The 19,415-nt window shown below is 70.0% G+C and carries 18 protein-coding genes; 5 read left to right on the forward strand and 13 right to left on the reverse strand.

The window, feature by feature from the left end; genetic code table 11:
- Positions 1-441 precede the first annotated feature (441 nt).
- The 6 genes from PV734_RS16895 to PV734_RS16920 all read right to left on the reverse strand — a co-directional run bounded on the left by PV734_RS16895 (position 442) and on the right by PV734_RS16920 (position 5,667).
- Complete coding sequence (locus PV734_RS16895) at positions 442-1,359, reverse strand: SDR family NAD(P)-dependent oxidoreductase (protein WP_319290119.1); 918 nt, start codon at positions 1,357-1,359, stop codon at positions 442-444.
- 108 nt (positions 1,360-1,467) lie between these two features.
- Complete coding sequence (locus PV734_RS16900; protein ID WP_319095646.1) at positions 1,468-2,706, reverse strand: cytochrome P450; 1,239 nt, start codon at positions 2,704-2,706, stop codon at positions 1,468-1,470.
- A gap of 96 nt (positions 2,707-2,802) precedes the next feature.
- Positions 2,803-2,997: a ferredoxin gene (locus PV734_RS16905; RefSeq protein ID WP_319095645.1), complete on the reverse strand. Its 195-nt coding sequence runs from the start codon at positions 2,995-2,997 to the stop codon at positions 2,803-2,805.
- Between the two features lie 60 nt (positions 2,998-3,057).
- The gene (locus PV734_RS16910) at positions 3,058-4,287 is read right to left on the reverse strand and encodes an NAD(P)/FAD-dependent oxidoreductase (RefSeq protein ID WP_319290121.1); all 1,230 of its coding nucleotides are present in this window, start codon (positions 4,285-4,287) and stop codon (positions 3,058-3,060) included.
- A 169-nt stretch (positions 4,288-4,456) separates the two neighbouring features.
- A complete protein-coding gene (locus PV734_RS16915) occupies positions 4,457-5,197 on the reverse strand; it encodes an SDR family NAD(P)-dependent oxidoreductase (protein ID WP_319290123.1) in 741 nt (246 codons plus the stop codon).
- A 77-nt stretch (positions 5,198-5,274) separates the two neighbouring features.
- Positions 5,275-5,667, reverse strand: coding sequence for a carboxymuconolactone decarboxylase family protein (locus PV734_RS16920; protein ID WP_319095642.1), 393 nt, complete (start codon positions 5,665-5,667; stop codon positions 5,275-5,277).
- 178 nt (positions 5,668-5,845) lie between these two features.
- On the opposite strand from PV734_RS16920, the gene PV734_RS16925 reads away from it, so the two are divergent.
- Entirely contained in the window at positions 5,846-7,507 is a 1,662-nt protein-coding gene (locus PV734_RS16925) for an NAD(P)/FAD-dependent oxidoreductase (protein ID WP_319290125.1), read from the forward strand.
- Between the two features lie 94 nt (positions 7,508-7,601).
- Here the strand turns inward: PV734_RS16925 and PV734_RS16930 are convergent, their stop codons facing one another.
- Positions 7,602-8,009, reverse strand: a complete 408-nt coding sequence (locus PV734_RS16930; protein WP_319095640.1) for a nuclear transport factor 2 family protein — start codon at positions 8,007-8,009, stop codon at positions 7,602-7,604.
- A gap of 46 nt (positions 8,010-8,055) precedes the next feature.
- Complete coding sequence (locus PV734_RS16935; protein WP_319095639.1) at positions 8,056-8,457, reverse strand: nuclear transport factor 2 family protein; 402 nt, start codon at positions 8,455-8,457, stop codon at positions 8,056-8,058.
- Between the two features lie 159 nt (positions 8,458-8,616).
- Here PV734_RS16935 and PV734_RS16940 point away from each other — a divergent pair, with 159 nt between their 5' ends.
- The gene (locus PV734_RS16940; protein ID WP_319290127.1) at positions 8,617-9,663 is read left to right on the forward strand and encodes a cyclase family protein; all 1,047 of its coding nucleotides are present in this window, start codon (positions 8,617-8,619) and stop codon (positions 9,661-9,663) included.
- A gap of 83 nt (positions 9,664-9,746) precedes the next feature.
- Here PV734_RS16940 and PV734_RS16945 read toward each other — a convergent pair whose 3' ends face one another.
- Positions 9,747-11,777 carry a dehydrogenase E1 component subunit alpha/beta gene (locus PV734_RS16945; protein WP_319095636.1) on the reverse strand — a complete coding sequence of 677 codons (2,031 nt, stop codon included), beginning with the start codon at positions 11,775-11,777 and terminating at the stop codon, positions 9,747-9,749.
- A gap of 215 nt (positions 11,778-11,992) precedes the next feature.
- Here PV734_RS16945 and PV734_RS16950 point away from each other — a divergent pair, with 215 nt between their 5' ends.
- Positions 11,993-12,700 (forward strand): TetR/AcrR family transcriptional regulator, encoded by a 708-nt coding sequence (locus PV734_RS16950; RefSeq protein ID WP_319095635.1) that lies wholly within the window; start codon positions 11,993-11,995, stop codon positions 12,698-12,700.
- Between the two features lie 104 nt (positions 12,701-12,804).
- Here the strand turns inward: PV734_RS16950 and PV734_RS16955 are convergent, their stop codons facing one another.
- From PV734_RS16955 to PV734_RS16965, 3 genes are all read right to left on the reverse strand, one after another.
- Positions 12,805-13,959: an acyl-CoA dehydrogenase family protein gene (locus PV734_RS16955; RefSeq protein WP_319095634.1), complete on the reverse strand. Its 1,155-nt coding sequence runs from the start codon at positions 13,957-13,959 to the stop codon at positions 12,805-12,807.
- 1 nt (position 13,960) lies between these two features.
- Complete coding sequence (locus PV734_RS16960) at positions 13,961-15,019, reverse strand: alcohol dehydrogenase catalytic domain-containing protein (RefSeq protein ID WP_319290129.1); 1,059 nt, start codon at positions 15,017-15,019, stop codon at positions 13,961-13,963.
- Between the two features lie 94 nt (positions 15,020-15,113).
- A complete protein-coding gene (locus PV734_RS16965; protein WP_319290131.1) occupies positions 15,114-15,905 on the reverse strand; it encodes an enoyl-CoA hydratase/isomerase family protein in 792 nt (263 codons plus the stop codon).
- Between the two features lie 187 nt (positions 15,906-16,092).
- Between PV734_RS16965 and PV734_RS16970 the strand changes: the two genes are divergently transcribed.
- Both PV734_RS16970 and PV734_RS16975 read left to right on the forward strand, forming a co-directional pair.
- Positions 16,093-17,652: a long-chain fatty acid--CoA ligase gene (locus PV734_RS16970; protein ID WP_319290133.1), complete on the forward strand. Its 1,560-nt coding sequence runs from the start codon at positions 16,093-16,095 to the stop codon at positions 17,650-17,652.
- 2 nt (positions 17,653-17,654) lie between these two features.
- The gene (locus tag PV734_RS16975; protein WP_319095630.1) at positions 17,655-18,425 is read left to right on the forward strand and encodes an SDR family NAD(P)-dependent oxidoreductase; all 771 of its coding nucleotides are present in this window, start codon (positions 17,655-17,657) and stop codon (positions 18,423-18,425) included.
- Positions 18,426-18,525: 100 nt separating this feature from the next.
- Here the strand turns inward: PV734_RS16975 and PV734_RS16980 are convergent, their stop codons facing one another.
- Positions 18,526-19,254: an IclR family transcriptional regulator gene (locus tag PV734_RS16980; protein WP_319290207.1), complete on the reverse strand. Its 729-nt coding sequence runs from the start codon at positions 19,252-19,254 to the stop codon at positions 18,526-18,528.
- Between the last annotated feature and the right edge of the window lie 161 nt (positions 19,255-19,415).

Raw genomic sequence — 19,415 nt, forward strand, 5'->3', positions numbered from 1 at the left:
GCAGACATGCGGCAGACGAGGCGGTCGACGCACGGCGAGGCAAGAGCGTATGTGCGCGCGGGTGGGAGAGTTCGGGCCGTGCGGGGATCGACGCAGATCCGGGCACCGTGCTCCGTTGGCGGCACGCGGCAGATGGCCAACGGCGGCGGGCCAGCGAGCGGCTGACGTACGGTCAGCAACCGGTCGACGGCAGACATGCGGCAGACGAGGCGGTCGGCGCACGGCGAGGCAAGCCGCAGGCAAGAGCGTGCGTGCGGGTGGGAGAGTTCGGGCCGTGCGGGGATCTGCCCGGGTCTGGGCACCGTGTTCCGTCGTCGCACGCCCGGTGGGCCCGTCTCCGACGTTCCTCGACGGAGTGTCGGGGGGCGTCGGAGACGGGCCCACGGTCACCGGTTCAGCGGCCTGCCGCGCGTGTCCGCGGGGAGGCGGAGCGCCCCGCGGTCAGCCGAACTGGTGCTTGAGGAACGCGCCGGACCACGCCATCAGGTCGGACGGCACGTAGTAGTCCTTCTCGTCGTTGATGGCGTCCCAGTTCGCCGCCACGTCCTCGACGGTCGCCGGACCGTCCGGGTGGACGTAGCCCTCGGTCGAGGCGATGAAGAGGCGTGCGAAGCGACCGGCGCCGGCGGTGTAGATCTCCCCGTTGACCGGGCAGCTCTCGTGCGCGAGGTACGCCACCATCGGCGCCACCGCACCCGACGGCATGTGCGGCATTCCGGGTACGGGCTGCGCGTCGTCCGGCTGCTCGCCCCCGCCCATGCGGGTCATCGCCGCCGGTGCGATCAGGTTGACCTTGATGTCGTGCGGCTCGCCGGCCAGCCGGGCGCTGCGGGCCAGCCCGACCGTGCCCGCCTTCGCCGCCGCGTACGACAGGTTGTTGTCGAGCCCGAACATGCCGCTGGAGGTGGTCAGTACGACTCGGCCGTACCCCTGCTCGACGAAGTGCGGCCAGGCTGCCCGCAGCGTGTTGAACGAGCCGACGAGGTGGACGGCGAGATGCCGCTCCAGGTTCTCCGCCTCGATCTCGGGCAGTCCGGCGTACCGGATGATCCCGGCGTTGTTGACGAGGACGTCGATACGGCCGAAGTCCTCGATCGCGTGATCGATGATCGCCTGGGCGCCGGCCGGTGTCGACACGTCGTTCGTGTCGGCGACGGCCGTGCCGCCCGCGGCGGTGATCTCCTCGGCGACGGTCCGCGCGGGGCCGATGTCCGCGCCGTCGCCCTCCATCGATCCGCCGAGGTCGTTGACGACGACCTTCGCGCCCCGTTCCGCCAGCAGTCGGGCGTACGCCCGGCCGAGGCCGCGCCCCGCGCCGGTGACGACGGCGACGCGTCCTTCGAAGCTGAACTCGCTCATAGGTGACTCCAGTTGTGCCGCGGTGGTGGGACGGTCGCCGTCCGAGGTGTGGTTGCGGTTGGTGATGGGGTGAGGGGTGAGAGGTGGCCAGTCGGTGGTTACCCGGGCCTACCAGGTGACCGGCAGCTCGCTGATGCCGAAGGCGAGCGCGTCGGCGGGACGGAAGTCGAGTTCGTCACGGGCGACGGCGAGACGCAGGGTCGGGACCCGGCGGAAGAGCGTGCCGTAGACGACCTGCAGCTCGATCCGGGCGAGTTGCTGACCGAGGCACTGGTGGATGCCCCAGCCGAAGGCGACATGGTGGCTCGCCCTGCGCGTGAGGTCGAGCTTCTCCGGCTCGGGGAATGCCTCGGGGTCCCAGTTCCCGGCCGGCAGCGGGACGACGATGCCATCTCCGGCCTTGATCTGAACGCCCTCGAACTCGAAGTCCTCGGCGGCGATCCGGCGCTGCCCCAGCTGCGGAACGCTCAGATAACGCAGGATCTCCTCGACCGCGTTCGCCACGGCCTTCGTGTCGTCGATCTCGCGCAGGTCCGCCAGCTGGGCGGGGTTCTCCAGCAACAGGGCCGTACCCAGCGTGATCATGCTCGCGCTGGTCTCGTGTCCGGCGATCAGCAGGATCATGGACAGCAGTACGGCCTCGGGAAGAGTGAGGTCGCCGTCCTTGATCCGCGCGGCGAAGTCCGAGAGGACGTCCTCGGTCGGCTCCTCCATCTTCTTCTGGAGCACACCGGCCAGATACCCGCCGAGCGCCCTGTTCGCCGACTCCTGCTGCTCGGTCGTCTTGTCGCTCCTGGTGGCCCAGGAGGCGTGCTCCTGGAAGAAGTCGTGGTCCTCGTACGGCACACCGAGCAGCGCGCAGATCATCAGCGAGGGCAACGGCAGCGACAGTGCGGTGACCAGGTTCGCCGGTTTCGGGCCCGCGAGCATCTTGTCGATCAGTTCGTCGGTGAACTCCTGGATCTTCGGCCGCAGCGCCTCCATCCGGGGGCGCGTGAACGGGCGCGTCATCATGCGGCGGATACGCGTGTGGTCGGCGCCGTCCGCGTTGAAGATCGTGAGCGGGTGGTGATGGGCGGTCTCCGCCATGGGCCGGTTCGGGTAGGGGAACCCGGCCCGCTTGTCGTTCGAGCTGACCCGGGGATCCGACAGGATCGCCCGCTGCGCGGCATGGCCGGTGACCAGCCAGGGGGTGCTGCCGTCCCAGATCCGGGCCCGGGAGATCGGGGCCTTGTCGTGCAGGGCGCGCAGCCCGGGAGGCGGTGCGAAGGGGCACTTCGCGTCCCGGTCGTCCTGGTAGAAGTACACCTGCTCGTCGGGGGTGAGCCGGGTCTCTGCCTCAGCCATGGATTCTCCTCAGGTGGGTCGGGGCGGCACGCGTGCGGAGCCCGGGGCGTTCACACCACCGGTCTTCTCGCTCGGTCCGGTCCTCGCTACGTCGGTCTATTCCTCGATACGGATGGCCAGCGCCGGGCAGATCGCGGCGGCGTTGCGCACGTCCTCGGCCAGCTCGGCGGGCGGGTTCTCGTTCAGGACGACGACGATGCCGTCCTCGTCCCGCTGGTCGAACACCTCCATGGCGGCGGACACGCACTGTCCGGCGGCGACACACTTCTCCTCGTCGACGACTACCTTCATGGGCTCTCTCCTGGTCGTTCCGTAGGTGATGGTGCGGTGGTGGGCGCGCGGTGGGATCGCTCAGCGGACGGGGGCCGGGTCCAGGTCCGGGGTCTGCGCCTGCCCCTGCGTCTGCGTCTGCGTCTGCGTCTGGAGCGCGTCGACGACCTCCTGGCGGCGCAGTCGGGCCTGCTTGGGCATGTTCCAGCCGAGGACGCCGGTGACCCGGCCTTCGCTGCGGAACCGGGCGACGAAGCGGCGGGCCGCCAGGTCACCCTCCACGACGTCCACTTCCGCATCGACCGGCAGAAAGCCGTGGACCTGGAGCTTGGCGTCGAACTGGTCGGTCCAGAAGTACGGCACGGGCACGTACGGCCGGTCCTCGCCGAGGATCACCCCGGCGACCGCCATCGCCTGCTCCGTGGCGTTCGTCCGGTTCTCCAGGCGGATCCGCCGGCCCAGGCCCTCGTGGTGCCAGCGGGCCACATCACCCACGGCCCAGACCCCCTCGGCCGCCCGGCACCGCGCGTCGCAGACCACGCCGTTGTCGAGGGCCAGCCCGCTGTCCGCCAGCCACTCCGTCGCCGGAACCGCGCCGATGGCGACGACCACCACCTCGGCCGGCAGCACCTCGCCCGAGGCCAGTCGCACCCCGGAGACCCGCCCGCCCTCGCCGACCAGACCGACGACACCCTCGCCCAGCCGCAGTGCCACCCCGCGCTCGGTGTGCAACTCGGCCAGGACCCCCGACACGACCGACCCCACCTGCATCGCCATCGGCGCCGCCAACGGCCCCGCCAGCGTCACCTCCAGACCCAGCGTGCGCCCGGTCGCCGCGATCTCCGAGCCCAGCACACCCTCGCCGACGACCACCAGCCGTCTGCCCGGCAGCAGATCGCCGCGCAGCGCCAGCGCGTCGTCGAGAGTGCGCAGCACATGCACTCCGGCCAGGTCGTCCTGCCCGGGAAACCTCCGCGCCCGCACCCCCGTGGCGATCACGATCGAGTCGCCGGACAGCTGTCGTCCGGACTCCGTACGGACCGTCCGTGCCACCGGATCGAGGTGGACCGCCGGGTCACCGAGCATGAACTCGGCGTCGAACGCGTCCAGTTGCTCCTGCGCGCGCAGCGCGGCCCGGGCCGGCTCCCAGGCGCCGGAGAGAACCTGCTTCGACAGGGGCGGCCGGTCGTAGGGAGCGTGCGGCTCGTCACCGAGCACCGTGATCCCGCCGGTGTACCCCTTGCGCCGCAGGGCCTCCACCGTGGACAACCCGGCCGCGGAGGCGCCCACCACCAGGACGCGGGCCGTCATGCGGTCACCGTCCGGGTGCCGTTCCTGACGTCGTCGTCGATGATCATGCGCGCTCCATTACAACTGCGGCTCGGGCTTCGCTGAAAATTATACCTGTCGGTCGGTACAAACAACCCTGCGCGCTGGATCGGTCGACAAGGACGCCCTCCGCGCAGGCGGCTCCAGCCGCTCACGCCAGATAACGGCCACCGTTCGCGCTGAGCGTCTGACCGGTGACGTAGCTCGCCTCTTCGGAGGCCAGGTAGGCCACGGCGTGGGCGATGTCCTCAGGAGTGCCGGCCCGCTTCATCGGCATCATGGCGGCGACCGCGTCGACGTCGACGGGCCCCTGGCGCACCAGCGGGGTGTCGATGAAGCCGGGCGGCACGTGGTTGACGGTGATCCCCTTCTCGATGTACTCGACCGCCAGCGCCCGGGTGAGGCCGATGACACCCCCCTTGGAGGCCGCGTAGTGCGCCATGGAGGGAGCGCCGGTCTGCGCGGACGACGAGGAGATGTTGACGATCCGGCCCCAGCCCGCCTCGACCATGTCCGGCACCAGTTCCCTGGTGACCAGGAACGGGCCCTTGAGGTTGATCCCGATCATGCGGTCCCAGGCCGCCTCGCTGATGCCGGTGAAGGGCTCGTAGGCGGTCGTCCCGGCGTTGTTGACCAGGATCGTGACCGCCCCGAGCTCCTTCCGGGTGCGGGCCGCCGAGGCCGCCACACCCTCGGCGTCGGCCGCGTCACCGCCCACCGCGATCGCCGTACCGCCCTCCTTGGCGATCAGGGCGACGGTCTCCTCGGCACCCTCGACGTTGAGGTCCCAGACGGCGACCGCCGCCCCCTTGGCCGCGAGTACGGTCGCGATGCCCCGGCCGATGCCACGGGCGCCGCCGGTGACGACCGCGACCTTTCCCTGCAGTGTCATACGTGCTCCTCGATCGAGTGGTGGTGCGAGTGCCGACGACGGGCCACGCCCGGTCGGCGGTGTCCTGAGGGGTTCCGTCAGCTCTCCAGCGCCTCGCGTGCCGCCGTGCGGGCGGCGACGGCCCGGGGGAAGCCGGCGTAGCCGCTGGAGTGGTAGATGACCTCGGCGATCTCGTCCTCGGTCAGACCGTTCGTCATGGCGACACGGACGTGTGTCTTCAACTCGGTCTCGGCGCCCAGGGCGATGAGGATGCCCAGCGTCACCAGACTGCGGTCGCGCGGAGCCAGTCCCTCGCGGCCCCAGAGTCCGCCCCAGACGCCGACGAGACCGATGTCGACGAGGTCCTCACCGAGGCGGCCGTCCCGCAGATCGACGTCACCCTCGGGAAACACGCCCGGCAGGGCGGCCCGTATGGCCTTCCAGCCGGCGGCCCGCAGATCGGCGGTCTCTTCGACACCCTTGTCGCTCATACCCGTACTCCCGTTGTGCGGTTTCACGTCCTGGAGCGAAAGTTAGACCAGTCGGTCGGTACAATCAATGTCCTCGGCGAGATTCACATCCATTGCCCGGGCCCGCCCGCTCATCTACTCTCACTGAATATTCGACCGAGCGGTCGACATATGAATCAAGGCTCACGCGGGAGAGCACATGAGCGACACGACGAGGACGAGCCCCGACCGGGCAGACGACGCGGGCAGCACGGGCAGCCCGGTCGACGTGCTGGTCATCGGCGCCGGCGTCACCGGCGTCTACCAGCTGTACCGGGCCCGGGAGGCCGGGTTCACGGTGAAGCTGCTGGAGGCGGGCACCGGGGTGGGGGGTGTCTGGTACTGGAACCGCTATCCCGAGGCACGCTTCGACTCCGAGAGCTACACCTACGGCTACCTCTTCTCCAAGGAGCTGTGGGAGGAGTGGGAGTGGTCGGAGAAGTTCGCGGGCCAGCCCGAGATCGAGCGGTACTTCAACCATGTGGTCGACCGGTTCGACCTGCGGCGCGACATCTCCTTCGGGGTCAAGGTGACCTCGGCCGTCTTCGACGAGACGTCCGGGACCTGGACCGTGCGGGGCAGTGACGGCACAGAGGTCCGGGCCCGCTTCGTCGTCGCGGCGACCGGCAACCTCTCGGTGCCGTTCATCCCGGCGATCCCGGGCCGCGAGGACTTCCGGGGCGCGCAGCACCACACCAGCCGCTGGCCGAAGACCCCGGTCGACTTCACCGGCAAGCGCGTGGCGCAGATCGGCACCGGGTCCAGCGGTGTGCAGATCATCTCCGCGATCGCGGACGACGTGGCACAACTGACGGTCTACCAGAAGGACGCCGACTGGCTCACGCCGCTCAACAACAGGCCGATCACGCCCGAGGAGCAGGCGGAGCTGAAGGCGAACTTCGAGTCCATCCGCGAGACACTGAGCACCTCGCCGAGCGGATTCCTCCACCAGATCGTCATGCGTTCCGGCCTCGACGACAGCCCGGAGGACCGCCAGGCGTTCTACGAGGAGCGGTGGAACGGCCCCGGCTTCACCAAACTGACCGAGCACTACTACGACATGCTCTCGAACGAGACCGTGAACGCGGAGTGGTGCGCGTTCATGGCCGACAAGATCCGCGGCATCGTCAAGGACCCGGAGACGGCGGAGAAGCTGATCCCCAAGGCCCACGGCTACGGCGGGCGGCGGCCCCCCTTCGGGACCGGTTACTACGAGACGTACAACAAGCCGAACGTCTCGCTCGTCGACATCAACGAGACGCCGATCACCCGCATCACCGAGGACGGCATCGAAACCGCCGAAGGTGTCGAGGAGTTCGACATCATCATCTGGGCGACCGGCTACGACTTCGGCACCGGCGCGCTCAACCGGCTCGGCGTGCGGGGACGGCAGGGCCTCCCGCTGAAGGAGTACTGGTCGGACGGCCCGCGCACCTACCTCGGGGTCGCGACGGCCGGCTTCCCCAACTTCTTCTTCCCCGGCGGGCCGCACGGCGCGACGGGCAACAACCCCCGTTACGCCGGTGACCAGGTGGAGATCGTCACCGCCGCGCTCGTCCACGCGCGCGACCACGGTCACGACGTCGTCGAGGCGACCGAGGCAGCCGAGGAGGAGTGGACGGACAGTGTGAACACCAGCACGATGTCCTCCTTCCTGGAGAGCAGCTACTTCTACGGGGGCAACATCCCCGGCAAGCCGGTCAAGCAGTTGCTGAACCCGTCGGGGCGCTGGGCGCTCCTGGAACTGATCCGCGAGTCGGTCGAGAACGACTTCCCGGCCTTCACCTTCTCCAAGGCGACGCGACCGGACACCGAGGCCTGACGAGGCGGAAAGCCGGTGCTCGTGCCGCCCGACGGATCGGGCGGCACGAGCACCGGCTTTCCTTGCCGCGTCGGCGAGTTGACGCGTCCACTCGTTACGGCAGGAAGGTAGTGACCCTCCGCCGGAACCTCCACGCGCCGTCGTGGTGGCGCAGCGTGTCGTCGTAGCGGCCGACGAGCTGCACCGCCCAGCCCGCCTCGCCGCGCTGGAAGAACGCCAGGTCGCTGACCGCCGTGGCCTCCTCCTCGGTGTACGAGGTGACCACCGTGTTGGCCACCAGGTGCAGCTGCGGCTGGGTCGGCGCGAACGCCGCGAAGCCCTCGCGGATCGCGTCCCTGCCCTCGAAGGTGGCGATACCGGCGATCTCGGCGACACCGTCGGGCACGAAGAGTTCGGCGAGGTCGTCGTTGCGGCCGGCGTCCAGCGCCTGCGCGTAGGCGGCGATGGCGGAGTGCACGCCGGCGGTGACCGACGCCTCGGCGTCGGCGGAAGTGGTGCTCATCTCTCTCCAAGGTCCAGAAGGTCGAGCCGAAAAGGGGGACACGTCGTCAGACCTGGTACGTCGTCTTCCTGCGCCGGAGCAGCCAGGTGCCGTCGACCCGGGTCAGCTCGTCCTCGTAGTGGCCGACGACCTGGACCGACCAACCCGAATCGCCGCGCTGGAGGAAGGCCACGTCGCTCGCGGCCGTCGCCTCGTCGGCGGCGGCGGACGTGACGACCGTGTTGGTGACCAGGTGCAACTGCGGCTTCTCCGGCGTCCAGCCCTTGAAGGCCGCGCGGAGCGCGTCGTGACCCTGCAGGGGGTCCGTGCCCGGGAGTTCGAGAACCCCGTCGGGTGTGTACAGCGCGACGATCTCGTCGGTGCGGCCGGCGTCCTGCGCCTGGGTGTGCGTGCCGATCACCGAACGCACGGCGGCAGCCACCCACGCCTGTGTGGATTCGCTCATCATCTCCCCAACAGTCGATGTTTCGACCACTGAGTCTATTGCTGAACACAAGGCAATATAAAGGGCTTCGACGAAACAGTTCCGGTTGTTGACCGACCGGTATAATCTAAATAGCATGCCGACGACTGTCGACGAGGACCGTCGTGTGAGGAGGCGTTAGTCATGACAAAGCGTTGGAAGCAGCGTCCGCCGGGCTCCACCTGGGGCGACTGGGGCGAGGACGACGAGCTGGGCCGGATCAACCTGCTCACCAGGGAGAAGGTCCTCCAGGGCGTGCGCGAGGTCGAGCACGGCATCGCCTTCAGCCTCAGCCTGCCGCTCGACTATCCGGGCGGTTCGGCCATGAACCAGCGCCGCTACCCGCCGATCCTGCGGCCCACCGAGGACCTCCAGCACAAGCAGGACGTCTTCTACAACATCAGGGCCAGCGAACACTTCTCCCCCGACCTCATCGACGTGTGGTCGGACGACGTGGTCACCCTGTGGCTGCAGTACTCCACCCAGTGGGACGCCCTCGCCCACCAGGGCGCCGAGTTCGACGCCGACGCCGACGGGGCCGCCGAGGCCGTCTACTACAACGGCTACCGCGCCGACACCGACCTCGTCGGGCCGAAGGAGGACGCCAAGGGCGACGGCAGCGGAAGCCTCGGCTTCGCCCGCCACCTCGGCCTGGAGCACATGGCGGAGCACGGCGTCCAGGGCCGGGGTGTCCTCATCGACATCGCCCACCACCTCGGCACCGGCTACCAGGCCGTCAACTACCGGCAGCTGCGCGAGATCATGGACGCCGACAACGTCACCGTGGAACCCGGCGACATCGTGCTGCTGCACACCGGCTTCGCCACCCAGATCCTCGCCTGGAACAAGAACCCCGACCCCGTCGCCATCCACCGGACCGCCGCCTACCTCGACGCCCATGACCCCGAGATCCTCCAGTGGATCACCGAGTCGCAGCTCGCGGGCCTGGTCGCCGACAACTACGCGGTCGAGGGGGTGGGCGTCGGCAACGAGACGGGACCGCACTCGCTGCTGCCGATCCATCACCTGTGCCTGTTCAAGCTGGGCGTTCCGCTCGGCGAGCTGTGGTACCTCAAGGAACTGGCGGCCTGGCTGCGGGAGCACAACCGCAGCCGCTTCCTCCTGACCGCACCCCCGCTCAACCTCCCGGGAACACAGGGCAGCCCCCTCACACCGGTGGCCACCGTCTGACACGGACTCCCCGAGGGAGAGGCGCCAAGGATCAGTTCCTGGGGGCCTCTCCCTTTGCCTTGTGTGACTTTGCCTTGTGCGGCTCAGACCGCCGCGATGCGGCGCAGGGTGTCGGCGATCGTGTCCTGCGACGGCAGCCACACCCGCTCCAGCGAGGGTGCGTACGGCGCCGGCACATGCGGCGGGGCCACGCGGGTCACCGGAGCGTCCAGGTGCCAGAAGCCCTCGTCCACGGCGAGCGCGGCCAGTTCGGCTCCGACGCCGAAGTCCCGTACGGCCTCGTGGGCGATGACCAGGCGGTTGGTCCTGGCGAGGGAGGCGAGGACGGTCTCCCGGTCCAGCGGGGCGACCGTACGCAGGTCGATCACCTCCACGCTCACCCCCTCGGCGGCGAGCAGGTCGGCGGCGGCCAGGCAGTCCTGGACCATCCGTGACCAGGAGACCAGGGTGATGTCGGTGCCCTCGCGGACCACCTTGGCCCTGCCGAGCGGGATCAGGTGACCGGCCGGCGGACGCGGGCCCCTGAGGCCGTACTGGAGCCGGTTCTCCACGAAGACCACCGGGTTCGGGTCCTGGATGGCGGCCCGCAGGAGACCGTAGGTGTCGGCCGGGTTGGACGGCATCACCACCGTCAGGCCCGGGATGTGGGCGAGCAGCGCCTCCAGGCTCTGCGAGTGCTGGCTGCCCGAGGAGCGGCCCGCGCCGAACTGGGTGCGCACGACGAGCGGCATGGAGGCCCTGCCGCCGGTCATGAAACGCAGTTTGGCCGCCTGGTTGAGGAGCATGTCGAGGCAGACGCCGATGAAGTCCATGTACATGATCTCGACGACCGGCTTCATCCCGGCCATGGCCGCCCCGACCGCCGTGCCGAGGATGGCGCTCTCGCTGATCGGCGTGTCACGGACCCGGCCGGGGAAGGCGTCCGCCAGGCCACGGGTGAGGCCGAAGACGTTGCCGCCCGCGCCGATGTCGATGCCGGCGAGGAACACGTCGGGGTCGTTGGTGAGTTCGTGTTCCAGGGCGAGGCGTACGGCGTCCATGGAGCGGAAGACCTCGCCTTCGGCGGGGGCCGGCTCGGGTACGGCCGTGCGCGGCGCGGAGACGAAGTCGTAGAGCGTCTCGGGCGCCGGTTCGGGCAGGCCTCTGGCCCATTCCACCGCCGCCTCGATCTCCTTGTCGATCTCCTCGTCGACGGCGTCGGCCGCCTCGGCCGGGACACCGGCCGCCGCCAGGTGCCGGCGGGCCACCAGCAGCGGGTCGCGGTCCTTGGCGGCGGCGACCTCCTCGGCGCTGCGGTAGCGCTCGGGGTCACCCTCGTAGTGGCCGTGCCAGCGGTAGGTCTCCGCCTCCACGAGGACGGGCCCGGCACCACCGCGCAGGCGTTCCACCACGTCGTTCATCAGCCCCGCCATCGCGAGTACGTCGTTGCCGTCGACGTGCGCGTAGTCGATGCCGTACCCGGCGGCGCGGGCGGAGAGCGGTGCGCGGTGCTGTTCGGACGCGGGCGAGAACTCGGAGTAGTGGTTGTTCTCGCACAGGAAGACGACGGGCAGGTCCCATACGGCGGCCAGGTTGACGGCCTCGTGGAACATGCCCTGGGCGACCGCGCCGTCACCGAAGAATGCCACGACCACGTCGCCCGCGGCACGCAGCTTGGCCGCGGTGGCCACACCGGTGGCGATCGGAAGGCCGGCGCCGACGATGCCGTTGGCGCCGTAGATACCGAGGCCCGGGTCGGCTATGTGCATCGAACCGCCGCGACCGTGGCAGGTTCCGGCGTCCTTGCCCATCAGCTCGGCCATCATGGACGCCGAGTCCAGGCCCTTGGCGAGGACATGGCCGTGCCCCCGGTGGGTGGAGGTGATCCCGTCGCGGGGACCGAGGGGCCAGCAGGCGCCGACCGCGCTGGCCTCCTGGCCGATCGACAGATGCAGGAAGCCGGGTATCTCGGTCGCTTTGTACAGTACGGAGGCCCGCTCCTCGAAACGCCGGATGCGCCGCATCCGGCGGTACATTTCCAGGAGCTGTTCCGAGTGCGCGGAACCGGCGTAGTCGGCGGAACCGGCAGGACCGGCAGTAGAAGTCGCCTTCTGGTGGGGTGCCTCAGTCGTCATGCGCGTCCTCGCAATGATCGCGCGGGCGGTACAAGGCCGCACCGCCGGAGTCCATCTTTTAATGTACCGTCTGGTCTAGCAAACTGGTCAAGCACAGGAGAACAAGGGCCCGGCCCCGCTTCCCCCCGGACGTGCCACCCGCCGTCCGGACGCGGTTCCGCAGCCCTGTCTCATCGGTACGTCGAGACATCGACACATCAGGCGGGGAGAACGACATGCCACGACCACCGGGCCACGGGCCGGACTACGAGGTCAGGCGTCAGAAGATCATCGACACCGCGGCCACGCTGTTCGCCCGTCATGGCTACGCGGCGACCTCCATCAACGAGCTGGGCCGTGCGGTCGGACTCGCGAAGGGCGCCCTGTACTACTACATCGGGTCCAAGGAGAACCTGCTGATCGAGATCCAGTCGCGGGTCATGGACCCGCTGCTGTCCCGCGCCCGGGAGATCGCGGGCCTCGACGCGGACCCACTGGTACGGCTGCGGCTGCTGTCGGAGTCCCTGCTGACGATCATCTTCCGCAGGCTCGACCACATCTGGGTCTACGAGCACGACTACCGCAGCCTCACCGGCGACTACCTCGACACCCTCCTCGGCCAGCGCGCCGAGTTCGAGCAGCTGGTCAGGGGACTGCTCACGGAGGCCGTGGAGCAGGGCACCTTCCGCGCGGTCGAACCGCACCTGGCCACCCTGCAGTTCCTGAACCTGCACAACCACACCTACCAATGGGTGAAGCCGGACGGCGACTGGGACGCCTCGTACCTGTCGAGCGAGTACTGCGACACCCTGTTGCGCGGTTTCGGAGCGCCCGGCGCGACTCTCCCGGACGTGGAGGAGGAGGCCGCGGCCTTCAAGCGCGACCGGCCCGACCTGCCGCTCGACCCCGAGTCCGTGTGGCAGCCCGCCGCCCTGGTGAGCTGACCCGGCCGGAACCGCAGGAACTGGCGGCACCGCCGGAACCGCCGGCACAGGGGCCCGTGGCACGCGCCGCGGGCCTCTTCGCGTCCCACGCCCGCTTGCTCGTGTCACGGCTGCTTGAGCAACGCCCGGGCGATGACGTCGCGTTGGATCTCGTTGGTGCCCTCGCCGATCTCCAGGATCTTGGCGTCGGCGTAGAACCGGGAGATCTCCGACTCCCGCACATAGCCGTATCCGCCGTGGATCTGCACCGCCTGGGAGGCGGCACGGTTGGCCGCCTCGGACGCGTACAGCTTGGCCATCGCCGCCTCGGTGCCGTACGGGCGCCCCTGGTCGGCGAGCCAGGCGGCCCGGTAGACCATCCAGCGGGCGGCCTGGAACTCCGTACCGATGTCGGCGATCTTGTGGGCGACCGCCTGGAAGGCCGACAGGGGGCGGCCGAACTGGTGGCGTTCCGTGGCGTGTTTGACGGCCAGCGCGAGTGCCGCCCTGGCCAGCGACAGGCCCAGTGCGGCGACGCTGATACGGCCCTTGTCGAGGACGGAGAGGAACTGGCGCAGCCCGTTGCCCTCTTCGCCGATCAGATGGTCCTCGGGGATCCAGCAGTCGTCGAAGACGAGTTCCCGGGTGTCCATGGCGTGCCAGCCGAGCTTCTTCAGTTTGGCGCCGGTGCTGTAGCCGGGCGTCCCGGTCGGGACGTAGAAGGTGGCGAACCGTTTCCGCCCGTCCTCGCCCCTGCCGGTCGTGGCCAGCAGGGTGACGCCCTGGCTGATGTCGGTGCCGGCGTTGGTGATGAACATCTTGGTGCCGTTGACCAGCCAACCCCCGTCCGCCCTGCGGGCCGTGGTGGTGATGCCGGCCGCGTCGGAACCGGCGCCCGGCTCGGTCAGGCCGAACGCCCCGATGGCCTCGCCCCTGGCCAGCGGGGCCAGCCAGCGCTGTTTCTGCGTCTCGGTGCCGTAGGTGAGGAGCGGCAGGGTGGCGATGGTCGAGTGCGCGTTCCACGAGGAGGCCACCGACTGGTCCGCCGCGCCGAGTTCCTCCATGACCGCGACGTAGGAGACCATGTCGGAGCCCGCGCCGCCGTACTCCTCGGGCACGAGCATGCCCATCAGGCCGAGTTCGCCGAGCCTGGTGAAGATCTTGGTCGGGAACGTCTCGGTCTCGGACCACTGCGCGGCGTTCGGAGCGATCTCCTTCGCCGCGAACTCGCGGACCATCTCCTGGAGGTCCCGGGTCTCCTCCGGCAGGTCGAAATCCATGTCACAGTCCCTTCGGAGTCAGCAGCACCTTGAGGTGCCCGGCCCGGTCGGCGGCCAGGTCCGCGAAGACCCCGGCTCCGTCCGCGAGCGCGAACCGCCCGGTGACCAGCGCGGAGGCGTCCAGGCGCCCACTGCTCATCAGGTCGATCACGCGGGGGATGTCGAAGTTGTAGCCGAGCGTGCCGACCACCGAGCGTTCGTAGAAGACGAGTTGGCCCATGTCGAACTCGACGCTGCCGTGCCCGACCCCGGCGAGCACGACCCGCCCGCCGCGCCGGACGGTGGCGACCGCCTGCCCGGCGAGCGCGGGCACACCGGTCGCGTCGATGACGACGTCGGGGCCGATGCGTCCGGTACGCAGGAACACCTCACGGCGTACGTCCGTCTCGCGCGGGTCGAACGCCTCGGTGACGCCGAGGCCCAGCAGCAACTCGCGGCGCCCGGCGAGAGGTTCGCTCACATAGAGCCCGGCGGCGCCGGCGACACGGGCCGCGAGGACCACGGCGACGCCGATCGGGCCGCCGCCGACGACCAGGACGTTGTCGCCCGGCCGGACTCCCGCGCGGGTGACGGCATGCAGGCCCACGGCGAGGGGTTCGGCGACGGCCGCCATCTCGTCACTGACGTTGTCGGGCAGCCTGGTCAGCCCGGCGAGCGGCACGGTGACGCGGTCGGCGAAGGCGCCGGGCGAGGCGAGGCCGACGGAGCCGCTCCTGGGGCAGATGTGGTACTCGCCACGGGCGCACCAGAAGCAGACGCCGCAGCGCCAGACGGGGTCGGCGGTGACGCGGTCGCCGACGGAGATGCCGGGTGCCTCCGCGCCCAACGCGAGGACGGTGCCGCTGAGTTCGTGGCCGAGGGCGAGGGGTGGGCTGCTGCCGGTGAGGGGGTGTGGACTGTCGCGGATCATGTGGGGGCCTTCGAGGAACTCGTGCAGGTCGGTGCCGCAGATTCCGGACCAGGTGACCTCCACGACCGCCTCGTGGGGGGCGGGGGCCGGCGGGTTCGGGACCTCCTCCAGGCGGAGGTCTCGTGCGGCGTGCCAGCGCAGTGCCTTCATGTTCTGCTGTCCTTCTGTCGTGATGGCTGCGGGTCCGGTGGGGGCTGGTCGCGCGGTTCCCCGCGCCCCTGAAGGCGCCCCTGTGGGGCGGCCTTCACGGGGCGCCCTCGCCCGCGCCGTCGAAGCGGGCCCTGCCCGGGCCGTCGGCCAGGAAGGACTGGAGGCCCGCGGCTGCGTCCCTCGTGCCGAACACCCCCGTGAACAGGGCGCGTTCAAGGGCCAGACCGGCTGACATGGAGGTGTCGGTGCCGTGGTTGACGGCCTCCTTGATGGCCTCCAGGGCTGCTGCCGGGCCCTTGGCGAGGTGGTGGGCGTAGCGGAGGGCGGCGGTGTGGACCTCGGCCGCGGGGACCACCTCGTCCACCAGGCCCAGTCGCAGAGCCTCGGTCGCGTCGACCCTGCGGCCGGTCATCAGCAGGTTCTTGGCGCGTGACGGGCCGATGAGGCGGGTCAGGCGCTGGGTGCCGCCCGAGCCCGGGAGGATGCCGAGCAGTACCTCCGGCTGACCCAGGAGCGCGTCGTCGGCCGCGATGCGGTGGTCGGCGGCGAGGGCCAGTTCGAGGCCGCCGCCGAGCGCGTACCCGGTGATCGCGGCGACGACCGGCATGGGCAGCTGGGCCACCTCGTCGAAGGTGCGTTGCAGGGCCCGGTTCCAGCCCCGCACCTCCTCGATCCCCATCGCGGCGAGCGCCTTGACGTCCGCTCCGGCGGCGAACAGCCGCTCGCCGCCGTAGAGCACGACGGCCCGCACCCGGGGTTCGTCGGCCAGTTCGCGTACCCGGGCGGCCAGTTCGTCGCGCTGGGGGGTGTCGAAGGCGTTCAGCGGCGGGTGGTCCAGGCGGACCGTGACAACGGGTCCGTCGGCGTCGAGACGGATGCGCGGCACCAGGGCCTCCTCAGCGGCGGAAACAAGGTGAACTCACCGACGCGCAGATGGTTGTCGATGTGTTCGCGTCGTCGTACAGTTCGGCACACACGTTTTATAGACCAAGAGGTACACTAAATCATGGTAGCGGGCAACCAATCGGCCGGAACCCGCCTTTCCGTATGAGCGTCGGCACGAAAAATTCGCCGTGCCCACACAGAGCGAGAGAGACGGCGTGCACAATTTCGCGAGCATCCTCGATTACCACCTGACCCAGCGGCCCGAAGCCGTGGCCGTCACCCAGGACGAGCGCCGCCTGACGGTGCGCGAGCTCCACGACCGGGTCAACCGGCTGGCCGCGGGCCTGACGGAGCTGGGCGTCCGACGCGGAGACGTCGTCGGGCTGCTGCTCTACAACCGGCCCGAGTTCCTGGAACTCGTCTTCGCCGCCAACCGGATCGGGGCGGTCTTCCTCCCGTTGAACTACCGCCTGTCCGACGAGGAATGGGCGTACATCCTGGACCACTCCCGCGCGAAGGTGATCGTCACCGAACCGGAGTTCGTCCGCGCGGTCGACCGGATCGCCGGGAAACCGGCCGGTCTGGAGCACCGCGTCCTGGTGGACGGTGAACCGGACTCGGACGAGTGGACCGGCTACGAGGCGCTGCTCGACCGGCACGAGGGCGCCCGGGTGGAACCCGCCGAGGTCGGACCGGACGACCTCCAGCGGCTGATGTACACCTCGGGCACCACCTCACGCCCCAAGGGCGTACGCATCACGTACGGCAATCTGCACGCGAAGAACGTGTCCCAGATCGTCCACTTCGGCCTCACCTCGGCGGACACCACCCTCGTCGCCGGGCCGCTCTACCACGTCGGCGGCCTGGACATGCCCGCCCTCCCGGTGCTCTACGCGGGCGGCGGGGTGGTCCTCCAGCGCAGGTTCGACGCGCCGGGCGTCCTGCGGGCCATCCAGGAGCACCGGGTCACCAACGCCTGGCTGGCACCGGTGATGGTCAACGCCGTACTGGAGGTGCCCGACCGGGAGTCGTACGACACCACGTCGATGCGCTTCATCGTGGGCGGCGGCGAGAAGACCCCCGAGCCGGTGCTGCGGCGGATCATGAACGCGTTCCCGAACGCCTGGTTCGCGGACGCCTACGGTCTGACCGAGACGGTCTCGGGCGACACCTTCCTCGACCGCGAGCACTGCCTGTCCAAGTTGGGCTCGGTGGGCCGGCCCGTGCCGCACACCCGGATCCGGATCGTCGACGACACCGGCGAGGAGGCCCCGGCGGGCGAGCTCGGCGAGATCACGCTGCGCGGCCCAAAGGTCTTCGCGGGCTACTGGCGCGACGAGAAGGCGACGGCGGCGGCCCTGCGGGACGGCTGGTTCCACACCGGCGACATCGGACACGTCGACGAGGAGGGCTTCCTCTACATCGACGACCGCAAGAAGGACATGATCGTCTCCGGCGGCGAGAACATCGCCACCCCCGAGGTCGAGCGGGTCCTGTACGAGCACCCGGCCGTCCTGGAGGCGGCGGTCGTCGGCCTGACCCACCCGCGCTGGGGCGAGGTCCCGCGCGCCTTCGTGGTGTTCCGGCCGGGTTCGGACGCCGACGTCGACGAGCTGCGGGGGTTCTGCTCCGAGCGCCTGGCGAAGTTCAAGGTGCCCGCCCGTTTCGACATCGTCGACGAACTCCCCCGCACCCCCTCGGGCAAGGTCCTCAAGCGGACGCTGCGCGACATCCCCACGGAGAGCTGACCATGGCCGACGTCAACACGGACCTGCGCCTCGACGGCCGTACCGCCTGGGTCACCGGCGCCGGGAAGGGGCTCGGCCGCGCCGTCGCGGTCGCCCTCGCCCAGGCCGGGGCCGACGTGGCGGTGACGGCCCGTACGACGGCGGACCTGGACAGTCTCGAAGCCGAACTGGCCGAGTACGGCGGGAAGGCGCTGGTGCTGCCCGGCTCGGTCGACGACTCCACCGCCGTACGGACCATGGTGGAGGGGGTCGTCGGATGGACGGGCCGGCTGGACGCGGCGATCAACTGCGCCGGCGTCAGTCCGCACTTCAGCCGGAGCGAGTGGGTCACCGACGAGGACTGGCAGCGGGTGGTCGCCGTCAACCTCCAGGGCACCTTCTACTGCTGCCGCGAGGCCGGCCGGGTCATGCTGGAGCAGGGATCCGGGTCGATCGTCAACATCTCCTCGGTGCACGCGAGCACGGGCTTCGAGCGGATCGCCGCGTATGCCGCCAGCAAGGGGGGTGTCGAGGCGCTCACCAAGTCGCTGGCCGTGGAGTGGGCGGACCGGGGGGTGCGGGTGAACGCGCTGGCGCCGGGTTACTTCCGTACGGATCTCAGCGCCGGCCTGTTGGACAGTCGCTGGGGTGAGCGGATCGTGCGGGGCACGCCTTTGGGAAGGGTGGGTGCGCCGGAGGAGCTTGGGGGTGCGGCGGTGTTCTTGGCTTCGGATGCGTCGAGGTTTGTGACGGGGACGACTGTGACGGTGGATGGGGGCTGGACAGCCTGGTAGGTCGCCCCCACCGGCATGCAGCGAACACACGATCGGTTGTTCGTTCAGTGCCGGCCGGTGGGGGCTGGTCGCGCAGTTCCCCGCGCCCCTTTGGGGCACGTCACAGGTACCGCGTGCCGAAAAGGTCCTCGCCGACCGCCTTTACCGCGTTCACCACCAGCGGAGCCACCAGTTCCAGCGAGGAACCGCCGTCTCCGACAACCGAGATCGCGCCTACGGGGCCGTCGGGCCCGCGTAGGGCGAGGCCCACACAGCCGAGGTCGGGAAAGCACTCCCCCCGGTCGATCGCCAGGCCGTTGCGGCGGCGCACGGTGCGCAGTTCGCGGTGCAGGTGGTCGAGGTGGCCGATGCTGTGTTCGGTGCGGCGCTCGATGAGCTGCGCGTACCGCGTGTCGATCTCCTCCGGGCTCAGCCAGGCGAGCATGGCCTTGCCGAGTCCGGTGCAGTGCGCGACCGCGCGGCCCCCGACCTTGGACGGGATGTCCACCGCCGCCCGGCCTCCCACCTTGTCCAGGTAGTAGATCTCGGGCCCGTCGAGCACGGCCAGATGGACGACCATTCTGGTGCGGACGGCCAGGTCGAGGAGGTGGGGCGCGGCGGCCGACCGCAGCGCGCTGTGACCGATCTCCCGGCCGCCCAGACCGAGTGCCCGCGGGCCCAGCGCGTATCCGGCCACCGTGTGGCGCAGCCAGTCCAGTCGGACCAGTTGGTCGAGTATCCGGTGGGTGGTCGAGCGTGGGAGGTGGGTCCGGCGCGAGACCGTTTCGAGGGTCAGATGGGTCTGCGGACGTTCGAAAAGGTCCATGATCAGCGTCACGCGCTCCATCATCGACGGAGGCAGTACCTGCCCGACGACCTCGGTGGCTCGCGAGTCCAGGCGAAGGGCAGACGTCATCGTCGGTGCCTCTCTGCTCAAACCGTAATCACTTATGGTTCGACTTCGGCGCCAAGGTACCAATGCCGCAGGCCGCAGAGAAAGAGTCGCGCACC

Origin of the sequence: Streptomyces sp. AK08-02 (assembly GCF_033795085.1) — a bacterium.
Taxonomy (GTDB): domain Bacteria; phylum Actinomycetota; class Actinomycetes; order Streptomycetales; family Streptomycetaceae; genus Streptomyces; species Streptomyces echiniscabiei.

Bases quoted from the DNA above. Each gene is read 5' to 3' on its own strand.
- PV734_RS16895 (WP_319290119.1), bottom strand. From the start codon at position 1,359: ATGAGCGAGTTCAGCTTCGAAGGACGCGTCGCCGTCGTCACCGGCGCG.
- PV734_RS16900 (WP_319095646.1), bottom strand. From the start codon at position 2,706: ATGGCTGAGGCAGAGACCCGGCTCACCCCCGACGAGCAGGTGTACTTC.
- PV734_RS16905 (WP_319095645.1), bottom strand. From the start codon at position 2,997: ATGAAGGTAGTCGTCGACGAGGAGAAGTGTGTCGCCGCCGGACAGTGC.
- PV734_RS16910 (WP_319290121.1), bottom strand. From the start codon at position 4,287: ATGACGGCCCGCGTCCTGGTGGTGGGCGCCTCCGCGGCCGGGTTGTCC.
- PV734_RS16915 (WP_319290123.1), bottom strand. From the start codon at position 5,197: ATGACACTGCAGGGAAAGGTCGCGGTCGTCACCGGCGGCGCCCGTGGC.
- PV734_RS16920 (WP_319095642.1), bottom strand. From the start codon at position 5,667: ATGAGCGACAAGGGTGTCGAAGAGACCGCCGATCTGCGGGCCGCCGGC.
- PV734_RS16925 (WP_319290125.1), top strand. From the start codon at position 5,846: ATGAGCGACACGACGAGGACGAGCCCCGACCGGGCAGACGACGCGGGC.
- PV734_RS16930 (WP_319095640.1), bottom strand. From the start codon at position 8,009: ATGAGCACCACTTCCGCCGACGCCGAGGCGTCGGTCACCGCCGGCGTG.
- PV734_RS16935 (WP_319095639.1), bottom strand. From the start codon at position 8,457: ATGATGAGCGAATCCACACAGGCGTGGGTGGCTGCCGCCGTGCGTTCG.
- PV734_RS16940 (WP_319290127.1), top strand. From the start codon at position 8,617: ATGACAAAGCGTTGGAAGCAGCGTCCGCCGGGCTCCACCTGGGGCGAC.
- PV734_RS16945 (WP_319095636.1), bottom strand. From the start codon at position 11,777: ATGACGACTGAGGCACCCCACCAGAAGGCGACTTCTACTGCCGGTCCT.
- PV734_RS16950 (WP_319095635.1), top strand. From the start codon at position 11,993: ATGCCACGACCACCGGGCCACGGGCCGGACTACGAGGTCAGGCGTCAG.
- PV734_RS16955 (WP_319095634.1), bottom strand. From the start codon at position 13,959: ATGGATTTCGACCTGCCGGAGGAGACCCGGGACCTCCAGGAGATGGTC.
- PV734_RS16960 (WP_319290129.1), bottom strand. From the start codon at position 15,019: ATGAAGGCACTGCGCTGGCACGCCGCACGAGACCTCCGCCTGGAGGAG.
- PV734_RS16975 (WP_319095630.1), top strand. From the start codon at position 17,655: ATGGCCGACGTCAACACGGACCTGCGCCTCGACGGCCGTACCGCCTGG.
- PV734_RS16980 (WP_319290207.1), bottom strand. From the start codon at position 19,254: ATGATGGAGCGCGTGACGCTGATCATGGACCTTTTCGAACGTCCGCAG.